Consider the following 22527-nt stretch of genomic DNA (forward strand, 5'->3'; position numbering starts at 1 on the left):
GATATTAAAGAAGATTGATGAAAGTACCGTAAACTCTCACCAATCTCGATAATTAACGATGACTTAAATCGTTGCTAAGGCTTGATCTAAATCCGCAATCAAATCATTAACATCTTCCAGCCCTACAGAAATACGTAATAACTGATCTGAAATCCCGGCCGTTTTACGTGCCTGCGCACTTATTCCTGAGTGGGTCATTGTTGCCGGATGACAGACCAGACTTTCAACGCCGCCTAATGATTGCGCTAAAGTGAAGATATTCAGTGCTTTTAAAAATTTTGGCATGACATCAGCATCGCCGACTAATTCAAAACTTAATAGAGAGCCGAAGCCTTTTTGCTGTTTTTTAGCGATATCGTGACCAAGATTGGTTGGTAGTGAAGGATGAAATACTTTGGCTATTTTAGGGTGATTAACTAAAAACTCAACAACCTTTTGTGCACTGTCTTGTTGTAGCCTTACCCGTGCCGATAGCGTTCTTAACCCACGTAATAAAAGATAGCTATCAAATGATGAAGTGAGGGTACCAATATTATTTGCCCACCAAAGTACATCGGTTGCCAGTTGTTGATCTTTAAAAACTAAAATACCGGCTAATAAATCGGAGTGACCATTTAAAAATTTAGTACAAGAGTGAGTCACAATGTCAGCGCCTAATGCTATTGGATTTTGTAATACAGGCGTCATAAACGTATTATCGACTAAAACAATTGCTCCCACTTCATGAGCTTGTCGAGTGATTTCTTGAATATCGACAACTCGCAATAAAGGATTACTTGGCGATTCAATCAAGACCAATTTTGGCCGTAAGCTTAGTGCCTCTTTTAATGCAACCGGATCAGATTGATCAACAAATTTTGCTTTAAAATGACCTCGTTCACTCAGACTATTGAATAAACGATAACTCCCACCGTAGCAATCATGTGGAGCAACGACCAGATCATTAGGTGTTAATAAAGCCACACTAACGAGATGAATTGCTGACATGCCGCAGTTAGTTAAAATTGCATCTGCGCCACCTTCTAATTGAGCAACGGTTTGTTCGACTAGTCGCCGGCTAGGATTGGATTTGCGGGCATAATCAAATTCTCTTGGTTGTGCAAACTCCTGATAGCGATAACATGTTGAAGGGGTAATGACAGGAACGACACTACCGTATTGATCATCTGTATTTAGCCCACCACGAACAGCAATCGTGCTTTGGCTTAATTTTTTAGATTGACTAGCCATAATAACATCCCTATGTAAAACTTTATTTGTCGAATAATATCAGTTGTATAAGAATAGCACAATTAACAAAGACGTCAACATGTCTAGACGTCTAAATATCTTGGTGTATAGATTGCGGCAACCTAAAAAAAAAGTTAAAATTACCCACATTATTTGTGATGTGATTTGGTGAGAGATATGATGGAATGGAACGGCGAGTATATAAGCCCTTATGCTGAACATGGCAAAAAAAGCGAGCAAGTGAAGAAAATCACAGTATCAATTCCGTTAAAAGTATTAAAAATTTTAACTGACGAACGAACAAGACGGCAAGTTAATAATTTACGTCATGCAACAAATAGTGAATTATTATGTGAAGCATTTTTACATGCTTATACCGGACAGCCTTTACCTTGTGATGAAGACTTACAAAAAGATCGTGAAGACGGTATACCACAGCAAGCTCAAACGATGATGCGAAATTTAGGTATTGATCCCGATCTTATCGATGAATAGTAATGGCTAAATAATTTTATACTTTTCCATAAAAGCAAAAAGGCGCATAGATAGCGCCTTTTTTATTGCAGTTTTTATTACTGCCAATTGCAATATGGAAAAATTATTTCTTTCCACCAACCATTGCAAAACGTTGTTTGAATTTATCAACACGTCCACCAGTTGCAACATCACGTTGTTTACCAGTATAGAACGGGTGGCACTCACCACATACGTCAAGATGAATATCATGACCAATAGTTGAATGAGTTTTGATTACATTACCACATGAACAAGTCGCTGTGATTGCAGTATATTCTGGATGGATACCTTCTTTCATAATAAGCCTCTAAAGTTTATTCGTATCGCTATATAAATGGCTGTAAGCAAAATCTATACACCATACGAGTGTTAAAAAACATGATAAGGTTGCGAATTATACGTCCTCTATAGGAGATAATCAAGTAATAAAAGCGTGATTAAACTGGCAATTGACCAATAGTGACTTGCAGTTCAATCTTTTCTCCATTTCGCAATACCATTATGGGGACGATTGTGCCCGGTTTCAACTCTGCAATCTGATCCATTGTGCCAACAATTGATTTTACCGGTTTATTATCCACCATGATTAAAATATCATTCGGCTCAACACCAGCCTGCAATGAAGGGCCCTCGGCATTAGTCACTAAGATGCCTAACACAATCGGTTGATCGCTTGGATTTTGAGTTGGTGCAAATTCTAAGCCGTCGATTCCGATGTAGCCACGAATCACTTTGCCATCTTGAATCAATTTATTCATTATTTTGACCGCTAATGCGGTTGGAATTGCAAAACCAATACCTTCCGGCACATCTGTTCCGACATTTTTGGCAAAAGTGAGTGTGTTAATGCCAACTAATTCACCTTTTGAGTTTACCAGTGCTCCTCCTGAATTACCGTGATTAATGGAAGCATCTGTCTGGATAAAGTTTTGCCGCCTATATGGGCTTAAGCCGTCTCGTCCGGTTGCACTTATAATACCTTGTGTTATTGTTTGCCCGATATTATAGGGATTGCCGATAGCCAATACGACATCGCCAATTTTTGGATCTCTATTAGGGTTAATCGGAATGGTTGGTATATTCGTTGCGTCAATTTTTAACACTGCAATATCAACTAACTTATCTGAGCCAACTGACAAGGCTTCAAATATTCTACCGTCTTGCAGGGCAACAATAATTTGTTCTGCGCCGTCAACAACATGATAATTAGTCACTATGTATCCAAGATCACTCATAATCACACCGGAACCTAAAGGGGTGATTGGGCTGTCTTCAGATTGATGAGGAACCTTGTTAATTGAGCGACTATAAATATTCACCACCGCCGGCGCTGCAATTTTAACTGCATCAGAATAGCTCATTAGATCATCATAAAAAATATTACGCGGAAAGCTTGAATGTGTCCCATTTCTTAAAGAAGGAAAGATAATAAGTAAGACTATCGCTAATACTGAACCAATCAATGTTGGCCATAAAATCTTTTTGAGCATAATTATCACTATGAAAATGATGAAGGTTGATATGATTCTATCATATCTAACAGCGGGATAACATTGATGTTTTCGTCGATGCATAGCATCGACGAAATTAAGCCAACAGGTTAAGTTAGCGTAAGATGAGATAAAGTTGGCTGTCGCCTCGTACTATGTTTAACGCAATTGCAGAAGGTTTGCTGTCAATAATTTTACGTAAGTCAGCAATATTATTCACACGCTCTTTATTCACGCCAAAAATGAGATCACCTTCTTTTAAACTTAAGCGCGATGCCGGAGAGTTTTTGGCGATACTTTCGATGATAACGCCTTTACGACCCTTAACTTCCCCATTAGTGAAAACCGCTCCGTCAAGCGCTGGGTGAAGTGATTTGGCTTCAGTTGTAGACTCATCGCTTTGTTTCAATTTCACATCAACCGACATTTCTTTACCGTCACGAATCAGTCCTAATTTCACCGTACGTCCGGCGCCGGTAGTGGCAATTTTGGCACGTAACTCAGCAAAACTATCAACTGGTTTACCGTCCATTGAAATGATAACGTCACCTGATTTGATACCAGCCTCTTTTGCCGCTGAATCATCAATGACTTCACTAACAAAGGCACCTTTTTGAACTTCAAGATCAAATGCTTTAGCAATATCAGAGGTCAATTCATTACCTTTTATGCCTAATACACCACGTTTAACTTCACCATATTCAATTAATTGAGAAGATAAACTTCTAACCATATTACTAGGAATGGCAAAGCCAATACCCACGTTACCACCGCCCGGTGCAATGATTGCAGTATTGATCCCAACTAATTCACCATTTAAGTTGACTAATGCTCCACCAGAATTACCCCGATTGATTGATGCGTCAGTTTGAATAAAGTTTTCAAAACCATTCATATTCAATCCACTACGTGCTAACGCAGAAATAATCCCCGAAGTAACTGTTTGACCAATACCAAAAGGATTACCGATAGCAACAGCATAATCACCCACTCTTAATTTGTCTGAGTCAGCTAATTTTATAGCAACTAATTTTTTGGCATCATCTATTTTCAATAAAGCGATATCACTTTGCGGATCTTTACCAATGAGTTTTGCTTTATATTCACGGCCGTCATTTAATATTACGGTGATTTCATCAGCATTATCAATAACATGGTTATTTGTTACCACATACCCTTTCTCAGCATCAATAATGACGCCCGAGCCTTGACCTGTGAATGATCTTGATTGACTATCAGGATAGCCAAAAAATCGTCTGAACTCTTCCGGCATATTAGTTTGCATTTCAGCTGTACCTTCAACCTTAATACTGACAACTGAAGGTAACACCGTTTCTAACATCGGTGCTAATGTCGGTAATTGGCTATTATCACTATTTGATAATGGAGGTAAATTAGCATAAGCATTTGGTAATGCTGCTAATCCTATCCCTAAGCTTAATGCAATTATACTTAATAATTTTTTTGGTTTTAGTAAAGAATCATTCATTGTAAAGCTCTCTCATCTTAAAAAAATAGTACTTATTGTTATATATATTGCCAGATTGCTCTGGCAAAAAGGATTTTATTACCTAGGATTTGATATCGTCAGCTTTGAATAGACCCGAAGGGTTATCCGAATAGTCTTTTGGTTGTTTTTCTAAGGTTAACTCGTTATGAATATTTGAATCATTTTGGGTATCGAGTTCTATTTTAGGCATATCTTCACTTGAGATAAATTTACCGGAATTCTCCGCCATGTGTTGATAAAGGCGACGGAACTCTTTTGCCATGTTATCTAAAATTTCAGCACTGTGGGAAAAGTGTTTGACGATCATCTGTTTTTGAGTGGCAAGCTCTTCTTGAGTTTGTTCTAATTCTCGTTTTGCTTTGGCATATTTACGCCCTTTCGGACTAATAACGTTCATGAAAATTATACCGATAACAAAGCCAATCACCAAACCAATGGCTAAGTATGTCATCATATCTTTGTCCATATTGCACTCCTTGTATCTTCGCGTTATTTAGTTATAAAGTCTATTTTTTTAAATTATTTTGCATGGTTAGCAAGTTTAATCAATTGTTTTTTTAGCTTATCTGGTGCCTTCTCAGCGATAGCATACAAATAAGTTGCACTTGCTACTGTCAATGTACTTGTTTTGCTATGATTTTTTTTCGAGCACTCAATTACAGGTGATGTTTCAGAACAAATATCCGGATTAATCTTGTATTGAATTGATGATAAAGACGGTAAAATCTTACTACGGATGCCGGATAATAAATTACTTTGTTCATATTTAAGTCGAGTTAACCAACTTGCTGAACTCACCTCAAGTACCAGCACACCTTGACGGTAATTAGCTATTCGATAATGTTGCTTAAATAATGAAGGAAGTAATTCATCGATAACTTGAGCCAATTTACCTAATGCAAATGTGCGTTCTTTGATCTGAGAGAGTAAAGTACCTTCAGATAAAATAGACGTTAACATTTGCGGTTCATTGCATCGCATGATTGATGTTTACCCTTACTTCTAAAAAAATTAATAAACTTATTATTGCAAAAAAATGTACGACTTAATTGAGAATAATTTACCCTATTTATTTTTAATTGTCCTGTTTAAAAGTGCTATTTACAATTTATTATGAATTTATTGTGATTTTAACATTGACCGCCCCAATAGGGCTTAATCAATCACAGAAAAAAGACAGATAAAGATTAATATTTGCCAATAAGCTATTGGTTATTACCGATAACTATCCTTATCAACTGATAAATAGCTAAGCGCCCTATTTTCTCTGATAAATAGTCTAAAACAATGCGTTATTGCAACAAATTAGCCATAATATGATATAAAACTGCTGGAAGTGAATAGCATTATATTGGTTTTAATATCGTTCGATAATGAAGCTTGATAAACAGAAAAAGACGACAAAAAATATTTTACAGCACAAAAAATATTGCGCTGTAAAATATCTAGGAAGCTAACTATTTTATAGCTTTTAGCTGAACTTTATGCGCAGGTTGATTGTTGATATAAAGCGCTCTCGTTTCACCTTTTGGCAAGCTGATAACGAGTTCTTGCCAGGCTGGTTGATATTCACCTTTAGCTTGCAAATGCAGATCAATCCTTTCATTAGTTGAATTTAATTGCCATTCAATCCACAGCCCTTTGCCGCCTTGATAAGCATAACTTTCACCATCATCTTCGAAAAAGCTACCGCTTGTTGCATTTACACCTTTAGCAGGAAAAACGTTAAATTCCCGATATTCATCCAGTTTATGATCAACATAAGCCATACGATTAGATGTCGGAATAATTGATCCGGCTTTAACTAATAACGGAAAAGACTCCAATGGAGCAGGTAATGTAATGGATTGTTTACCGGCAAACCATTGATGAGTATAAAAACAGTACCAACCCGTTTGATTATCAGGTAGATAAACCTCTCGCTCACGTTGATTCGGCTCTACCACATTAGCCACAAGCAAATATTGACCAATCATAAAATCATCAGTTTCAGCAAAGGTATTCTTATCATGCTCATGGTCTAAAAAGGTCGGTCTTAACATCGGTTCATCATTGCAATGCGCTTGCCAGAGCAAGTTGTAAAAATACGGCAATAATTGATAACGAAGACATATCATTTGACGAATAATTGGCGTGACATGGGGATACATCCATGGTTCATTGACGGTATGATCATCATTCCACGAATGAATGGTAAAACGAGGATGCATAATCCCATTTTGTACCCAACGGACAAAAAGCTCTGGCTCCGGTTTATCGCCCGAAAAGCCGCCAACATCATGCCCCACATTATAAAGACCGGACAAACTCATCCCTAATCCCATTCGAATATTGTATTTAAGGGTTTGCCAGCTGGTTCGATTATCGCCAGACCAGGTTTGAACATAACGTTGAATACCGGCGCAGCCAGAACGAGAAATTAAATAAGGACGAATATTTGGATTAAAACTTTGTTGCGCTTCGAGCGACGCACGGCACATTAGTAATGGCATCACCGGGCGAATATGCTTAATGGCAATTTCTTTTCCAAAACCATGACAACGAGCCTGATTATCCCATACTTCAAATTCATTATTATCATTCCATGTAGCATCAATGCCCATTTCAAGAAGTTGTGTTGTGACGTTTTGCTTCCACCAATTATAGGTTTTTGGATTGGTCATATCTAAATGCGACCCTTCATCATCCCAAAACATAGAACGTTCCGGATCATCACTTTCCGAATCTTTAATAAAAAGACCTTGTTCAGCCACTTGCTGATATTTGGGATGATCTTGTAACAGGCACGGCTTAATATTCGCCGCTATTTTTAGCCCAGCTTCATGATAAGATTGGGTAAAAGCTTTAGGATCGGGGAACTTATCGTAGTTCCAATTAAATACATACCGCTTGCCATTGATAGAGGTATAACCGGAAGATAATTGAAATGAATCACAGGCAATACCATGTTCTTTACATAAATCAATAAAATGTTGCATCTGTTGTTGGGCATCGGGGGCATCGGTATAAAACATGGTAGAGCCACTGTAACCTAAACTCCATTTAGGGCCAAAAAAGGTTTTGCCGGTCAATTGGACAAATGATTTGGTCACATCAATAATTTTAGGGCCGACAAAGAAGTAGTAATCAATATCGCCCGCTTCAGCCTGATAACGACGATAAGGAAGATGATAGTTATCATGCTCAGTACCCAGATCGATCCAACAACTGCTTAAATTATCGTAAAACAGTCCAAAACTGACATTATTACGATGCGTGATAGTAAAAGGAATATGTTTATATAGCGGATCGGTATGTTTGGCATTGTATCCCATAGCATCAAGGTTTCGCATCTCAAATCGCCGGCCGGCACGATTCAGATCACCGGCTTTATCACCCAATCCGTAGTAGTGTTCATCTTGATATCTGCGCTGATAATGCGCAATACCATCACCATGTGGATTAATTAAGTAAGCGCTGGTACTTCGATCCTCGACCAACAGTTGCCATTGCCCTTCTTGATCTTTGTACTCCCAAGTAAGCGAAAGTGGTTGATTTACGGTAACGCGTAATTGTTCGGTACTGACAATTAGTTGGTTATCATTTTGAGTTAATTGGTAATGAGGTAAAGAAAATCCCTCAGTACTTAATCTATCACGCCCTTCTAGCGGTACATCTTTATTTGGTGCGATACTCCACGTTCGGTCTAATGATAAACTATCATGACGTTTGATTAACACTCGAAACAGTTTTTGTTCCAACACGTATAAGCAAAAATGGTATTTATCATCAATTAATAGCTCAATGCAATTATGTTGTTGCTGTTTAAACTTCCATTTTTTTAATGTTTTCATCGATAACCTCAAAATCAGTATCTACTTTGGCAAAATATTTAGTCACGGCCTACCGAAATCAAATATCTTTCCTATATATCATCTCTATTATCTAGATTATTTTTATTCTAGTTATATTTTACAGTGGCGAAAAATAGTGGTCACTTTTTGCCAATCATGCATTGTCAAAACACGTTTAGTGACAAGCTGTTAGAACTAAAACGCAATTGCAAGCTCTTTAATCGTCTGTTTAGCGCCTTTTTGCATTAAAGTCAGATAATGTTCAGTCACTTTTTGTTTAAATAAAGGGTTATTTGGTAGATCGGTATTAAATACCGCTTTTAAGCTAAGTAACGCCTCGACCCGTTCAACCCCGTCTTTACTTGCGCCGACTAATGCCGCTATTTGTTCTAACATGGGATCACAAACTTCAATTTTATGATGATTATCATCTATTGCGCCCACATAACGCATCCAACCCGCCACACCTAATGCAAGTAATGAAAAATCAGAATTATGCTCAATATGCCAACGAATGGAATCAAGCATACGTTGCGGTAATTTTTGTGTGCCATCCATCGCAATTTGCCAAGTTCGATGTTTAAGGGCTGGATTGCTGAATCTCTCAATCAGTTTGTTGGCATATTGGGTTAAATCGACATGATCTGGAACATGAAGCGTTGGCGCTTGTTGTTGCATCATGAGATTTAACGTGGCATTTTTGTAGTTGGCATCATTCATACAATCATTGATATGCTCATAACCGGCTAAATACCCCAAATAAGCCAGAAAAGAGTGGCTACCGTTTAACATTCTAAGTTTCATCTCTTCATACGGCACAACATCATCAACAAATTCGGCGCCAACTTCATCCCAATTGGGTCGATTCGTCACAAAATTGTCTTCTATAACCCATTGTATAAATGGCTCACAGGCAATACCGCAAGGGTCAAACATGCCACCTAGGCTATCTTGAATCTCATTTAATGTATCAAGCGTAGCAGCAGGCACGATGCGATCAACCATAGTGCATGGAAAAGTGGTGTTGTTTTCAATCCATTTAGCTAAACTAGGATCGCGCGCATTGGCTAAACCCAATATGGCTTTTTTAAGCACTAAACCATTTTCCGGCATGTTGTCACAAGACATGGCGGTGAAGGATGAAACCCCTCGTTGCATCCTTCGATACAACGCTTCAACAATCACACCCGGTGCCGAACAAGGTTGTGAGGGATTAGCTAAATCGGCTTTAATTAAAGGATTATTTAAATCAAGCCCCACCCCACCGGGTAGCATACAGTAACCTTTTTCGGTCACGGTTAAAGAGACAATCTCAACGGTAGGATCTGCCATTTTTTGTAAAATTGCCTCGATCCCGTCAATAGGCGCTAGCAGTGATTCTTTGACGCTGCCAATAATAAAAGCCTGTTTTGATGTGGCGCCTTTTTCAAGTACGGTATATAAATGGTCTTGCTGACGAATATCATTGATAAGCGCTTCGCCCCCCACAATGTTGACTTCACAAATTCCCCAATCGCTAGCACCTTTATTCAATAACCGATCAGTCAATAGCGCCTGATGCGCACGATGAAAGGCACCAAAGCCTAAATGAACAATACGGGCGACCATATCTTGCCGGTTGTATAAAGGTTTATGTTCGATTGATTGAGGAAGATTGCTTAGATTTAACATTTTGCTTACCGCACTTAACAGGTTAATGACTTTATTGGTTAGACATATTTTCACTTGTTAATAAATTTTTCATCTCTATTTTTTATTTTTTGTGATTAAAATCACATTTTTTGGTTTATTTTATAGGGAGAAGTCGCAAAACATCTATAATACAACGTCATATTGGTATTCCAATTAATCGATAAACGGTAATGTATTATTATTGGCTAAAAAGCAGATAAGTAGCGTATAATTATTTTCATTAAACAAGAGATTAGAATGAGGATAATAATTAATGCTAACGGTTAATCGGCTATATCGGGAAATTGGTAATGAGCTTAAATCATTATTAAAAAGCGGCACTTATAAAATTGGTGACCGATTACCGCCTGAACGAGATATTGCTGAAACATTCAATGTTAGTCGAACAGTTGTCCGCGAAGCGCTCATTATGCTTGAACTGGAAAATTTAGTGACCGTTAAAAAAGGTTCTGGCGTGTATGTAATTGGTTTACCGGATGATGAATTATCAGAAAAAGATAAAAAACTGGAAGAAGAAGATTATGGCCCGTTTGAATTGTTGCAAGCCAGACAATTAATTGAAAGCAATATTGCTGCTTTTGCTGCTTCACAAATAGTCAAGTCAGATATTGTCGAACTTCGAGCGATACTCGAACAAGAAAGAAAAATATTAGAACAAGGCATTTTAGATGATTACAGTGCTGATGAAATGTTCCATATAGCCATAGCTAAAGCGACCAAAAACTCAATACTTGAAGGCTTATTGAATGATCTATGGCAAAAACGTTACGCCAGTAAAATGTGGGACCAGTTACATAGCCGAATCACTGATCATAGTTATCGCAAAAAATGGCTTTATGATCATGAAAAAATTCTGCAAGCCTTACAGGTAAAAGATGCCATGGCTGCTCGCCATGCGATGTGGCAACATTTGGAAAATGTTAAACAAACATTAATGACTGTTTCTGATAGTGAAGATCCTAATTTTGATGGTTATTTATTTGACTCTATACCGGTGACAATTGTTAACCAATAGATAATATAAAATGCGCATTGTTTTCGGTTTCTTTCACTGAGGAAAATTTGAAAAAATAAAAATCATTGAGGAGATTTTATATGGAACAAACAATGCGTTGGTTTGGCCCAAATGACCCCGTATCACTAGACGATATCAGACAAGCTGGAGCAACAGGAATTGTGACAGCTTTGCACCATATTCCAAATGGTGAGGTATGGACAGTTGAGGAGATCGAAAAACGGAAAAAACTCATTGAAGAAAAAGGCTTAATTTGGTCTGTAGTCGAAAGTATTCCTGTACATGAAGAGATTAAAACCCACTCAGGTGACGTTGCTAAGCACATCGCAAATTATCAACAATCAATTCGCAACTTAGCCGCATGCGGCATTGATACTGTTTGTTACAATTTTATGCCGGTTTTAGACTGGACCCGTACTGACCTTGCTTACCAATTGCCAGACGGTTCAAAAGCGCTGCGTTTTGACCAAATCGCTTTTGCGGCGTTTGATATTCATCTATTAAAGCGCCCTAACGCCGAGCAGGATTACTCAGCGCAAGACGTCATTGCCGCCAATAACTATTTTGAACAAATGACCCAAGCGGATAAAGATAAATTAGTTGCCAATATTATTGCCGGCTTACCGGGCGCCGAAGAAGGGTATTCACTTGATCAGTTCCGTGCCCACCTTGCCACTTATGATGGTATTGATAAACAAAAACTGCGTGAAAATTATGCTTATTTTTTAAAAGCGATTGTGCCGGTAGCGCAAGAAGTTGGCGTAGTATTAACTGTTCATCCCGATGATCCTCCTCGCCCCATTTTAGGTCTACCCCGTATTGTTTCAACCATTGAAGATATGCAATGGATAAAAGATACCGTCGATAGCATTCACAACGGTTTTTGTTTCTGTACCGGCTCTTATGGCGTGCGCAGCGATAACGATTTAGCCACCATGGCAGAAAAGTTTGCTGACCGTATCCACTTTATCCATTTACGTGCAACCGTACGTGAAGATAACCCGTTATCGTTCCACGAAGGTGACCATTTAGCCGGTGATGTGGATATGTATGCGGTTATCAAAGCACTTGTTACTGAAGAGGAGCGACGCAAACAAGCAGGCATTAAACGCCCGATTCCTGTTCGCCCCGATCATGGTCACCAAATGTTAGATGACCTTAAGAAAAAAACCAATCCGGGTTATTCCGGCATTGGACGCTTAAGAGGATTAGCTGAAATTCGTGGCGTAGAATACGCCATAAAGCGTGCTTTTTTTAGCTAAATCATCCCAATCCAATTGAAAATGCCCATGAATATGGGCATTTTCTTTGCTGATTAGATGCACTTTTTATTTTAAACTTATCTAAAAATAGCGTGACATGCACGCTATTAAAAACAGTTTTTCTAACTTTACCAGTTAACAAACAATAACCTTAATTCCCTTTAGGTTTACGCTGAAATAGTAAAGCGCACATGATTATCGCCCCGATAATATCTAAAAACCCCATCGTAATAAAGAATGGCTTAAATCCAATTTTTTCAACAAATTGCCCAACGATAATGGTAAATAAGAAACTGGCAATCCAAGCCGAACTACCCCGTAAACCATTTACGGTAGATACTTCTTTTCCGTCAAAATTCTCAATAACTTGAATGGTCAACATCGCTGATAACATTTGGTGTCCCCATGCGCCTATTGCAATTAACGCTATGGCTAAATAAGGACTTTCGGCTAAAGAGGCAAAAACCATTGAAAGCATGAAAAAAGCAGCGCCAAGATAGGTGATGCAGGCAGCATTAATTCGAGACAAACCGAAATATTTATCGAGCATACGAGAAAAATAACCGGAAGATAACCCGCCAAAATCGGCAGCTAAAAATGGGATCCAAACAAACATCGCCATTTCTTTTAATTGCATTCCACGCTCTGATAATAAGTAAAATGGCACCCAAAAGTTAACCGCTGCCCAAGCCGGCTCAGCTAAAAACGCCGGTATGGCAATGCCATAAAATTTCTTTTGCGTGACAACCTGTTTAATAGCATGCCAAACATTTTTATCTTGCTGTGCTTGACCGATATCTTGATCAGACAGAATGTATTTTCTTTCAGCATCAGTAACAAAACGGCTTTTTGCTGGTTCACTAAAAAAGTAGAGCCAAATCCCAGCCCATATAATACCAATCGAGCCCGGAATTAAAAACGCCAACTGCCAGCCACCAAATTGATGAATAAAATAAATTAACGGCGGTGCAATCATCGCACCTAACGAAAAGCCTACCATACTCCAGCCATTGGCAATCGCACGCTCTTTTTTAGGAAACCATGAACTAATCACTTTAGCATTAGCCGGCGCAACAACTGATTCGGCGCCCCCCATAACAAAACGTAAAATGGCTAAGTGAATCCAAGCGCCTGCGCCCGCGTGTAACATGCACATTAATGACCATATGATGACCATGATAGCAAAGCCGACACGCAAACCAATGACATCAACAAACCAACCCACAATCGGTTGAAAGATAGTGTAAGCCAATTGAAAGGCGCCGGTAATATAGGAGTACTCTTTAGGTGTGATTTGCAAATCATTGATAATTTCTTGCGCCATAATACCCAAAGCGTTGCGGTCAACATAGTTAAGGATAACACCCGTTGCAAATAAAATGATCATTAGCCAACGGATATAACCCTTTGATTTAAATATGGCATTCATAGTAACCTCTAATTGTAAATTAATTCTCTAAAACATAAATTTGATTAACCCCTCAAATTGGTAAACCAAATATTACAATTAATTTTGGTTGCAGTATTCCAAATTAGATCATAATTGTGAAAGTGATCACAGTTTATACTATATTGGTATAACAAATCAGTCGATTTAAAATAGCAATTTAATTATCAATAAAATAAATATAATATATTCAAATCGATATAAGAAATGCTATTTGAAAAGGTGATATATAGAGTAAATAAAACCCATACTTAATTGGTAGCCTGATTTTAAAAACAAATAAAAAGAGGTGAACTTTATTCCGGTTTTGACATTCTTAGTGATTAAACGTTATACTAGAAAGGATATTTTTTGTACATCTGTATCGTTTAGCCGTTTTTTAATAAATCAGTTTAAACTTAAGGGGGTGTAACGTGGGTATCTTAAATAACATTTTTTCTAAAATCTTTCCAAGCGCACAAGCCACAGTAGGTAATGCAACAGATGCGGTTAAAGATCAAGTCGGAAAAGTAACCAATTCAGTGAAAGATATATTTTCACCACATTCAGATCAAAATCAAACCAATGCAAACCAAAATCAGAATCAAGATCAATCTAATTCCGCTAATAATGCACCAATATCTAATGTAGATGTGATGTCTATTTTGGATAATTTAGCGAAAAAGTTTCCTGAAAAACTTAATTGGAAAACGTCAATTGTTGATCTACTAAAACTATTAGGCATTGATAATAGTTTAGATGCACGAAAAAAATTAGCTAAAGAGCTTAACTATACCGGTAGTACTGATGATACTGCTGCGATGAATATGTGGCTTATTAAAGAAGTGATGAAAAAAATTGCCGAAAAAGGCGGAAATGTCACACACCTATTTTCTTAGTTCTAATATTATTAGCAAATTTTTAATCCACCTAGGTGATAAGGGTGGATTAAAAGTTTGTTGTCAGTCGAATTGACTTAAGCGAAATTGCTCAGTTATGCTTTGAATGAATGTAACCGATTCATAGCACTTTCAACCCCGTCAGATAAGAGGATATCAGTGCAACGAACTGCTTCATCAATCGCTTTATCAATCAATTCTTGCTCCGGTTTTGACGGCTGATTTAATACAAAACCAACCACCTTATTTTTATCGCCGGGATGACCGATCCCAATTCTGAGCCGATAAAAATTTAAGTTATTGCCAAGTTTATTGGCAATATCTTTTAAACCATTATGCCCACCATGACTACCACCAAATTTTAATTTAGCCACACCGGGGTTAAGGTCAAGTTCATCATGGGCAACTAAAATTTCTTCTGGCTTTATCTGATAAAAGTTAGCCATTGCTTGCACAGCTTTCCCACTTAAATTCATAAAAGTGGTTGGTACCAGTAAGCGCACATCATGCCCTTGAATATTAATACGTGAAGTATAACCAAAAAATTTTGGCTCGCTTTTTAATGGTTGATTGTATCGATCCGCTAATTGATCGACATACCATGCACCAGCGTTATGGCGAGTTGCTGCGTATTCATTTCCCGGATTGGCCAATCCTACAATAAGTTTTATCGTTGTCATGATTGCTATTAACTGTATATGAGAATTTATCTGTAAAAATGCCCCATAAAGGGGCATTTGAATCAATATTTAAAAATAGGTTATTGATGAAACATTGCTGAAATTGATTCTTCGTTACTAATACGACGAATAGCTTCAGCAAGCATACCTGATAATGTTAATTGACGGACATTTTTTAACGCCTTCACTTCGGCAGTTAATGGGATTGTGTCACAAACAACTATTTCATCAATCGCCGAGCTTTTAATATTGCTAACGGCTTTGCCAGAAAAAATTGGATGAGTTGCATAAGCAAAAACTCGTTTAGCACCTCTGGCTTTCAAGGCATCAGCGGCTTTGCAAAGTGTTCCGGCAGTATCGATCATGTCATCAACTAAGATACAATCTCTATCTGCAACATCACCAATAATGTTCATCACTTCAGCTTCATTAGCTCGTTGGCGACGTTTATCGATGATAGCCATATCAGTATCATTTAACAGTTTGGCAATTGCTCGTGCTCGAACCACACCACCAATATCAGGAGATACCACAATCGGACGTTCAAAATCACGTTGTAACATATCTTCTAAAATAACCGGGCTACCGAAAACGTTATCCACCGGAACATCAAAAAAGCCTTGAATTTGTTCAGCATGAAGATCAACGGTTAATACACGGTCAACACCGACTGTAGATAAAAAGTCAGCAACAACTTTAGCGGTAATTGGTACCCGCGCAGAACGCACTCGACGATCTTGTCTTGCATAACCAAAATAAGGAATAACCGCAGTAATACGACCAGCAGATGCCCGACGCATTGCATCGATCATAACCAGTAATTCCATTAAATTATCATTAGTAGGGGCACAAGTTGATTGGATAATAAAAACGTCTTCACCACGGACATTTTCATTAATTTGGACATTTACTTCACCATCGCTAAAACGACCTACAACAATATCACCCAAAGATGTGTAAAGACGATTAGCTATACGTTTTGCTAGTTCGGGTGTGGCATTACCAGCAAAAAGCTTCATATCAGGCACGAGAAAACCTCAAGCATGTTATTATGATTACTTAAAAATCGTAATCGGTTGAATCGGAGTGATAATTATATAATCATTTACAGATTTTGCTCAACCAGATTATAAAAATTTATCAAATTTTATCAAAATTTTTTTTATCAACAATCGTAATAAATTGAAAAATCAAACGATAATATATTTTGTGAAGTAAAGATAAAATCGAGTAAAATAATTGCTGAGAATCATTAATCGTTGACTTCAATCAATTTTAAAACACAAGTAGATAACCTAATGAATGAACAAATAAACACCACTGATAATCAACAAATCAAACCTAAAAGAACGATTCGTAGCTTTGTACTACGACAAGGTCGTTTAACCAAAGGGCAAGAGCACGCTTTGACCCATTTATGGCCAATTTTTGGCATTGACTACCAAAGTGGCACCAACATTGAGTTTAATCACTCGCAACCTACAGTTTTAGAAATCGGATTTGGAATGGGCGCTTCATTAGTTGAAATGGCTAAAGCGGCACCAAATAAAAATTTTTTAGGGATTGAAGTGCACAAACCGGGAGTGGGTGCGTGTTTAATGGCAATTGAAGACAATCAATTATCTAACTTAAAAGTGATGTGTCATGATGCAGTGGAAGTGTTAGAAAATATGATTCCGGATAACTCACTGGATAAAGTACAAATATTTTTCCCCGATCCATGGCATAAAGCAAGGCACAATAAACGCCGTATCATTCAGCCTGAATTTGTTAATCTAATTAGTCAAAAATTAAAATCTGGCGGCATTTTACATTTAGCCACCGATTGGCAGCATTATGCTGAACATATGCTAGAAGTGCTGAGTAATGCCGACGCATTTACCAACCTATCACCGACGAATGACTATGTACCAAGACCTGAAGATAGACCGATTACCAAATTTGAAAAACGCGGTCAAAATTTAGGTCATGGCGTGTGGGATCTGCAATTTATCCGAAAATAGTAACCTTAAGGAGCCATTATGCAAAACGAAACAATAAAGACAATTTGTCATCATCGCTCAATCCGTGCTTATCAAGCGACAGCCTTGACCCAAGCACAAATCACAGCAATTGTTAGCGCTGCACAATCGGCTTCCAGTTCTAATTTTCTCCAGTGCGGAACAATTATCCGCATTACCGATGTCGATAAACGTAAACAACTCGCCCACTACGCTGGTGATCAAAGTTATGTTACTCAAGCGCCGGAATTTTGGGTCTTTTGTGCCGACTTTAACCGGCATTTTCAGATAGATCCCAGCATACCCCTTGAAAAAGCCGAACAACTGTTAGTTGGTTGTATAGACACGGCACTTATGGCACAAAATGCCGTTATTGCAGCTGAGTCTTTAGGTTTAGGTACGGTTTATATCGGTGGCTTACGCAATAATATTGATAAAGTCACGGCATTACTTGAACTGCCTAAATACGTCCTGCCCCTGTTTGGGCTATGTCTGGGATATCCGGCGCAAGATCCACAAATTAAACCAAGATTACCGAAACAATTAATCTTTTTTGAAAATAGCTATCAACCGATCGACCGTGCATTATTAACACAGTATGATAAACAGATGCACGATTATTATGGGCATCGTGATACTAACCAAAAAGGCGGTGGCTGGAGTGACAAAATTGCTGAGACAATCGTTAAAGGACAACGAGATTTTATTTTAGATTATTTACATAGACAAGGCTGGATAAGAAAATGAGGAACAATCACTACCAATTGGACAAAGTTGTAATTTTAAGCCGTCATGGTATTCGTACACCTTTGCAAAATACGCTTGAGTTTCTTGATCAAGCAACATCTTTCACATGGCCCAAATGGGATCACCCTTATGGATATTTAACCACACGCGGAGGCGCACTCGAAACCTACTTTGGTCACTATCTATCACAATGGCTTGAGCAACAAAATATCTCATTTTCGCCAGAAAATCCGCAATTATTTGTTTATGCCAACAGTTTGCAAAGAACAGTCGCAACAGCCCAATTTTTAATTATGGGTGCCTATGCTGGTCATGACATTACAATCAATCACAAATACCCGATTGAAAAAATGGATCCTATCTTTGATCCAGCTTTAGAAGATAATTCGCCCGAATTTAAGCAAGCGGTGTTAAACGATATTGAACTGGAAGACAAAACCCACGACATTTTTAAAAATTTAGCGCCTGCTTATCAGATTTTATCGGACATATTGGATTATAAAAACTCGCAATTATATGCAACTCATCAATGTGCCCTAGCCGATATTCCCCAATCACTCTATTTTGAAAAACATCAAGAGCCGGCACTACTCGGGGCTTTAGCGGTGGGTATTTGTGCTGTTGACTCATTTTTACTGCAATACTATTCCGCATTTCCCAAAGATCAAATCGCATGGGGAAGAATAGACAGTCTTGAACAATGGCAACAAATTACCCAAATTCGTAATCAATACATTAATCTCATCTGTCATACCAAAACGATAGCTGACCGTGCGGCCAACAAATTGATTAAAATGATAAATTCGGTAGTTGCCAATGATCAATATCAAGTAAGCTTGCTAGTTGGACATGATAGTACTATCGCTTCTTTATTAGGCGCATTAGATTTTGAAAGTTATAGTCTGCCGAATCAATTTGAAACCACCCCAATTGGCGGTAAAGTGATTTTTCAACGTTTCTGTCATCGTCAAACCGGGCAATACTATTTCAAAGCGGAATATGTCTATCAAACGTTCGAACAACTGCATACCGGTCAAGCACTCGATATCAATAATCCACCAGCGCACTTTGAATTGAAATTAAAAAATGCCAATTTAAATGCTGACGGTTATTACCCTTGGGCAGAGTTTGAAAAACGAATAAACATCACCAATAATCAGTAACAGTAACGATAAGATGATTTGTGCGTCTGTAATATATGACAAAGCAAGTTATCTTATCGTAAAACCTGAAAAATTATTCCAATACCGCCTACCAACTTGTCAAGAAGTTTCAGATTTACCCTACGTTTTAGCAAAAAACAGCTATCATGTTTAAAGGATAAACACTAAACCTTGTCTTACTAACAACAACAGCGACAATTATCCGACCAGTAAATCGCTCCGATTAAACTGACTCGCCCGCCTTCTATTGACCAAACTATTTTGTCATTTCGATGTTGAATTAGTGCAACATATTTGGTGGATAAACCTTTACTCACCATAAATGTAATCGATTCCAAATAACTATTGCTTACCTATCTAATCTTGATGACTTATTGTTCAATAATGGTTATTCAAACTAGAGGTAACATGATTATTTTTGATAATTTTAATTGTTTATCTAAGCTTCTTTTTAGAAAATAGCTAATAATACTAATTTAAACAATAGATTAACAACTAAAGTAATGGCTAATGTCGGGCAAACAAAAAATGTAAACGATTTCATAAAATGTTACCTAGATCACTTTTTTTGGATTTTCTTAGTGATATTATTTACGCAATCTTATGTAGCTTTTTCTGTTTACTGAATATGTAAACGATTCCCAAATGATGAATTAATCATTTAAGGCTTAGCAAAGGAAGTTCACTATGAATCAAAAAATCAAGTCTTCATTACACAACAAGAATTACTGGGTGTTTAGCCTCTACTTCTTTCTGTACTTTTTCATTATGGGCGCTTATTGTCCATTTTTTCCTGTTTGGTTGAAAATGAATGGACTAAATGAAGCCGACACCGGTTATGTGTTTTCATTTATTTCACTATTCGCACTGTTTTTTCAGCCTTTATTTGGTTTAGTTTCCGATAAGTTGGGACTTAAAAAACATCTGCTATGGGTCATAACCTTGCTGTTAGTGTTATTTGGTCCGTTTTTTATTTTCGTACTTGGGCCACTTTTAAGATTTAATGTGACACTAGGTGCCATAGCCGGCGGTTTTTATCTTGGTATGGTATTTAGTGGTGGAGCGCCCGCTATTGAAGCATTGGTTGAAAAAATCAGTCGACGCAGTGGGTTTGAATTTGGCCGCTGCCGGATGTTTGGCTGTTTTGGTTGGGCTATCTGCGCTTCATTTGTCGGTATAATGATATCGAAAGATGTCAACGCTGTATATTGGTTGTGTTCCGGCTTTGCGCTGATTTTGTTATTTTTAGTCAAAATCGCCGATCCAGCAAAAACGTCAACTACCGATGTGGTTGAACAAATGGGACTAAATAAACCCGAGCCTTTTAACCTGAAATTAGCCGTTGACTTGCTTAGCATGCGCAAAACTTGGTTTTTTATGCTATATATTGTCGGTGTTGCTTGCACTTATGATGTATTTGATCAACAATTTGCTAACTTTTTCACCTCATTTTTTTCAAGTGAACAGATAGGGCGAGAAGCCTTTGGTTATGTCACCACCCTCGGTGAATTTTTAAATGCGACTGTCATGTTTTTTGCGCCGCTTATTGTAATGAAAATTGGTAGCAAAAATACGTTGTTAGTTGCTGGCGCTATTATGTCAATTCGCATAACTGGCTCAGCCTTTGCCAGTAATGCCGTTGAAGTTGTTATTTTAAAGACCTTACATATGTTTGAAGCCCCATTATTGTTAGTTGGTGCATTTAAATATATTACTAAACACTTTCCGATTCGCTTATCGGCAACGGTTTACTTAATTGCATTTTGTTTTGCAAAACAGTTATCGATTATGTTTATGTCCACCTTTGCAGGATTAATGTATGTTAAAATTGGTTTTGAAGGAGCATACTTAGTACTTGGCTTAATTGCTTTTAGCTTTACTATAATTTCATCCTTCACCTTATCTGGACGGGGTCCATGGGATCTTTTTAGAAAACAAAAAAGTGAAGATACACAAGATTAATTGACCTTCGCTTAACTTAACTTGCATAAATAAAGGTTTGAAAATGAAAATATTAGTTACAGGCGGTTGCGGATATATAGGAAGTCACACATGCGTACAATTGATTCAATCGGGCTATACCCCTATTGTGATTGATAATTTGTTTAACAGTAAAGCATCTGTATTAGACAGAATAGAACAAATAACCGGACAGCGTGTTGATTTTTATCAAGGTGATGTGTGTGATGCAGAGCTTTTAGCTAAAATTTTCAACGAGCATAAAATACAAGCGGTTATCCATTTTGCAGGTCTAAAAGCAGTGGGCGAGTCGGTGCATAAACCACTTGAGTATTATCAAAACAATGTTTACGGCAGTATCGTTTTGATGAAAGCAATGCGTGATGCGGGTGTTAAACAGTTAGTTTTTAGTTCATCAGCAACCGTATATGGTGAGCTGGCACCCGTTCCTTACGTTGAAACCTTACCACAAGGTTTACCAACCAGCCCTTATGGCAAAAGTAAATTAATGGTTGAACAATGCATCATGGATTTAGCGGTCGCTGAGCCTGATTGGTCATTGACAATCCTACGCTATTTTAACCCGGTTGGGGCGCATCCAAGCGGATTAATGGGCGAAGATCCACTAGGTATCCCAAACAATCTTATGCCATATATTACGCAAGTTGCCATAGGTAAACGACAATCGCTAGCCGTATTTGGCAATGACTACCCAACACAAGACGGTACTTGTGTGCGTGACTTTATTCATGTCGTTGATTTAGCTGACGGTCATATTGCCGCCCTTAAAGCAGACCACAATAAAGCCGGTGTACACATTTATAACTTAGGTTCCGGCATTGGCTACAGTGTATTACAAGTTATTCAAGCTTTTGAAAAAGCATCCGGCAAGCCACTCAATTGGCATTTTGCGCCGAAACGAGCCGGCGATCTGCCAGCGTTTTGGGCTGATGCTAAAAAAGCCGAACAAATATTAGGTTGGAAAACCAAACTCACGCTTGATGACATGGTCAAAGATTCATGGCATTGGCAATCAAAAAACCCACAAGGTTACCCGGATTAATTGGGTGATCTTCAATAAAAAATTAGGCAAAATCAGATAAGA

Annotated in this window: 20 protein-coding genes; 9 read left to right on the forward strand and 11 right to left on the reverse strand. The window is 37.9% G+C overall.

Annotated features, from left to right (window positions below):
• Nucleotides 1–63: 63 nt before the first annotated feature.
• Complete coding sequence (metB, locus tag J3U74_RS04970) at nt 64–1230, reverse strand: cystathionine gamma-synthase (RefSeq protein ID WP_220218970.1); 1167 nt, start codon at nt 1228–1230, stop codon at nt 64–66.
• 177 nt (nt 1231–1407) lie between these two features.
• Between metB and metJ the strand changes: the two genes are divergently transcribed.
• Nucleotides 1408–1725, forward strand: a complete 318-nt coding sequence (metJ, locus tag J3U74_RS04975; protein ID WP_267328641.1) for a met regulon transcriptional regulator MetJ — start codon at nt 1408–1410, stop codon at nt 1723–1725.
• A gap of 103 nt (nt 1726–1828) precedes the next feature.
• On the opposite strand, the gene rpmE is transcribed toward metJ, so the two are convergent.
• The 7 genes from rpmE to J3U74_RS05010 form a co-directional block, all read right to left on the reverse strand.
• Complete coding sequence (gene rpmE, locus J3U74_RS04980; protein ID WP_065557564.1) at nt 1829–2044, reverse strand: 50S ribosomal protein L31; 216 nt, start codon at nt 2042–2044, stop codon at nt 1829–1831.
• Between the two features lie 139 nt (nt 2045–2183).
• Nucleotides 2184–3236, reverse strand: a complete 1053-nt coding sequence (gene degS / locus J3U74_RS04985; protein ID WP_220218968.1) for an outer membrane-stress sensor serine endopeptidase DegS — start codon at nt 3234–3236, stop codon at nt 2184–2186.
• A gap of 115 nt (nt 3237–3351) precedes the next feature.
• Complete coding sequence (locus J3U74_RS04990; RefSeq protein WP_220218967.1) at nt 3352–4725, reverse strand: Do family serine endopeptidase; 1374 nt, start codon at nt 4723–4725, stop codon at nt 3352–3354.
• Nucleotides 4726–4807: 82 nt separating this feature from the next.
• Complete coding sequence (locus J3U74_RS04995) at nt 4808–5212, reverse strand: YhcB family protein (protein ID WP_220218966.1); 405 nt, start codon at nt 5210–5212, stop codon at nt 4808–4810.
• A 53-nt stretch (nt 5213–5265) separates the two neighbouring features.
• Complete coding sequence (locus J3U74_RS05000) at nt 5266–5706, reverse strand: DUF721 domain-containing protein (protein ID WP_220218965.1); 441 nt, start codon at nt 5704–5706, stop codon at nt 5266–5268.
• 497 nt (nt 5707–6203) lie between these two features.
• Nucleotides 6204–8579 (reverse strand): glycoside hydrolase family 31 protein, encoded by a 2376-nt coding sequence (locus J3U74_RS05005; RefSeq protein WP_267328642.1) that lies wholly within the window; start codon nt 8577–8579, stop codon nt 6204–6206.
• 195 nt (nt 8580–8774) lie between these two features.
• Nucleotides 8775–10250: a mannitol dehydrogenase family protein gene (locus J3U74_RS05010; protein WP_267328643.1), complete on the reverse strand. Its 1476-nt coding sequence runs from the start codon at nt 10248–10250 to the stop codon at nt 8775–8777.
• Between the two features lie 274 nt (nt 10251–10524).
• On the opposite strand from J3U74_RS05010, the gene J3U74_RS05015 reads away from it, so the two are divergent.
• Together J3U74_RS05015 and uxuA are read left to right on the forward strand one after the other, a co-directional pair.
• On the forward strand, nt 10525–11286 hold the full coding sequence (locus J3U74_RS05015) for a GntR family transcriptional regulator (RefSeq protein WP_220218962.1): 762 nt from the start codon (nt 10525–10527) through the stop codon (nt 11284–11286).
• 80 nt (nt 11287–11366) lie between these two features.
• Nucleotides 11367–12548: a mannonate dehydratase gene (gene uxuA / locus J3U74_RS05020; RefSeq protein ID WP_267328644.1), complete on the forward strand. Its 1182-nt coding sequence runs from the start codon at nt 11367–11369 to the stop codon at nt 12546–12548.
• Nucleotides 12549–12699: 151 nt separating this feature from the next.
• Here the strand turns inward: uxuA and J3U74_RS05025 are convergent, their stop codons facing one another.
• On the reverse strand, nt 12700–13977 hold the full coding sequence (locus tag J3U74_RS05025; protein ID WP_267328645.1) for an MFS transporter: 1278 nt from the start codon (nt 13975–13977) through the stop codon (nt 12700–12702).
• A 431-nt stretch (nt 13978–14408) separates the two neighbouring features.
• On the opposite strand from J3U74_RS05025, the gene J3U74_RS05030 reads away from it, so the two are divergent.
• The gene (locus tag J3U74_RS05030) at nt 14409–14873 is read left to right on the forward strand and encodes a DUF3597 domain-containing protein (protein ID WP_220218959.1); all 465 of its coding nucleotides are present in this window, start codon (nt 14409–14411) and stop codon (nt 14871–14873) included.
• A gap of 95 nt (nt 14874–14968) precedes the next feature.
• On the opposite strand, the gene pth is transcribed toward J3U74_RS05030, so the two are convergent.
• The gene (pth, locus tag J3U74_RS05035; RefSeq protein ID WP_324099744.1) at nt 14969–15553 is read right to left on the reverse strand and encodes an aminoacyl-tRNA hydrolase; all 585 of its coding nucleotides are present in this window, start codon (nt 15551–15553) and stop codon (nt 14969–14971) included.
• Nucleotides 15554–15633: 80 nt separating this feature from the next.
• Entirely contained in the window at nt 15634–16581 is a 948-nt protein-coding gene (locus J3U74_RS05040; RefSeq protein ID WP_220218958.1) for a ribose-phosphate pyrophosphokinase, read from the reverse strand.
• 270 nt (nt 16582–16851) lie between these two features.
• Between J3U74_RS05040 and trmB the strand changes: the two genes are divergently transcribed.
• The 5 genes from trmB (at nt 16852) to galE (ending at nt 22485) form a co-directional block, all read left to right on the forward strand.
• Entirely contained in the window at nt 16852–17556 is a 705-nt protein-coding gene (gene trmB / locus J3U74_RS05045; RefSeq protein WP_267328646.1) for a tRNA (guanosine(46)-N7)-methyltransferase TrmB, read from the forward strand.
• Nucleotides 17557–17574: 18 nt separating this feature from the next.
• Nucleotides 17575–18300, forward strand: coding sequence for an oxygen-insensitive NADPH nitroreductase (nfsA, locus tag J3U74_RS05050; protein WP_267328647.1), 726 nt, complete (start codon nt 17575–17577; stop codon nt 18298–18300).
• Nucleotides 18297–19463, forward strand: coding sequence for a histidine-type phosphatase (locus tag J3U74_RS05055; protein WP_267328648.1), 1167 nt, complete (start codon nt 18297–18299; stop codon nt 19461–19463). The genes nfsA and J3U74_RS05055 overlap by 4 nt, the downstream gene beginning before the upstream one ends.
• A gap of 687 nt (nt 19464–20150) precedes the next feature.
• Nucleotides 20151–21425 (forward strand): MFS transporter, encoded by a 1275-nt coding sequence (locus tag J3U74_RS05060; protein WP_267328649.1) that lies wholly within the window; start codon nt 20151–20153, stop codon nt 21423–21425.
• Between the two features lie 43 nt (nt 21426–21468).
• Nucleotides 21469–22485 (forward strand): UDP-glucose 4-epimerase GalE, encoded by a 1017-nt coding sequence (gene galE, locus J3U74_RS05065; protein WP_220218952.1) that lies wholly within the window; start codon nt 21469–21471, stop codon nt 22483–22485.
• Nucleotides 22486–22527 lie beyond the last annotated feature (42 nt).

The organism is Gilliamella sp. B3892, assembly GCF_026536305.1.
Classification (GTDB): domain Bacteria; phylum Pseudomonadota; class Gammaproteobacteria; order Enterobacterales; family Orbaceae; genus Gilliamella.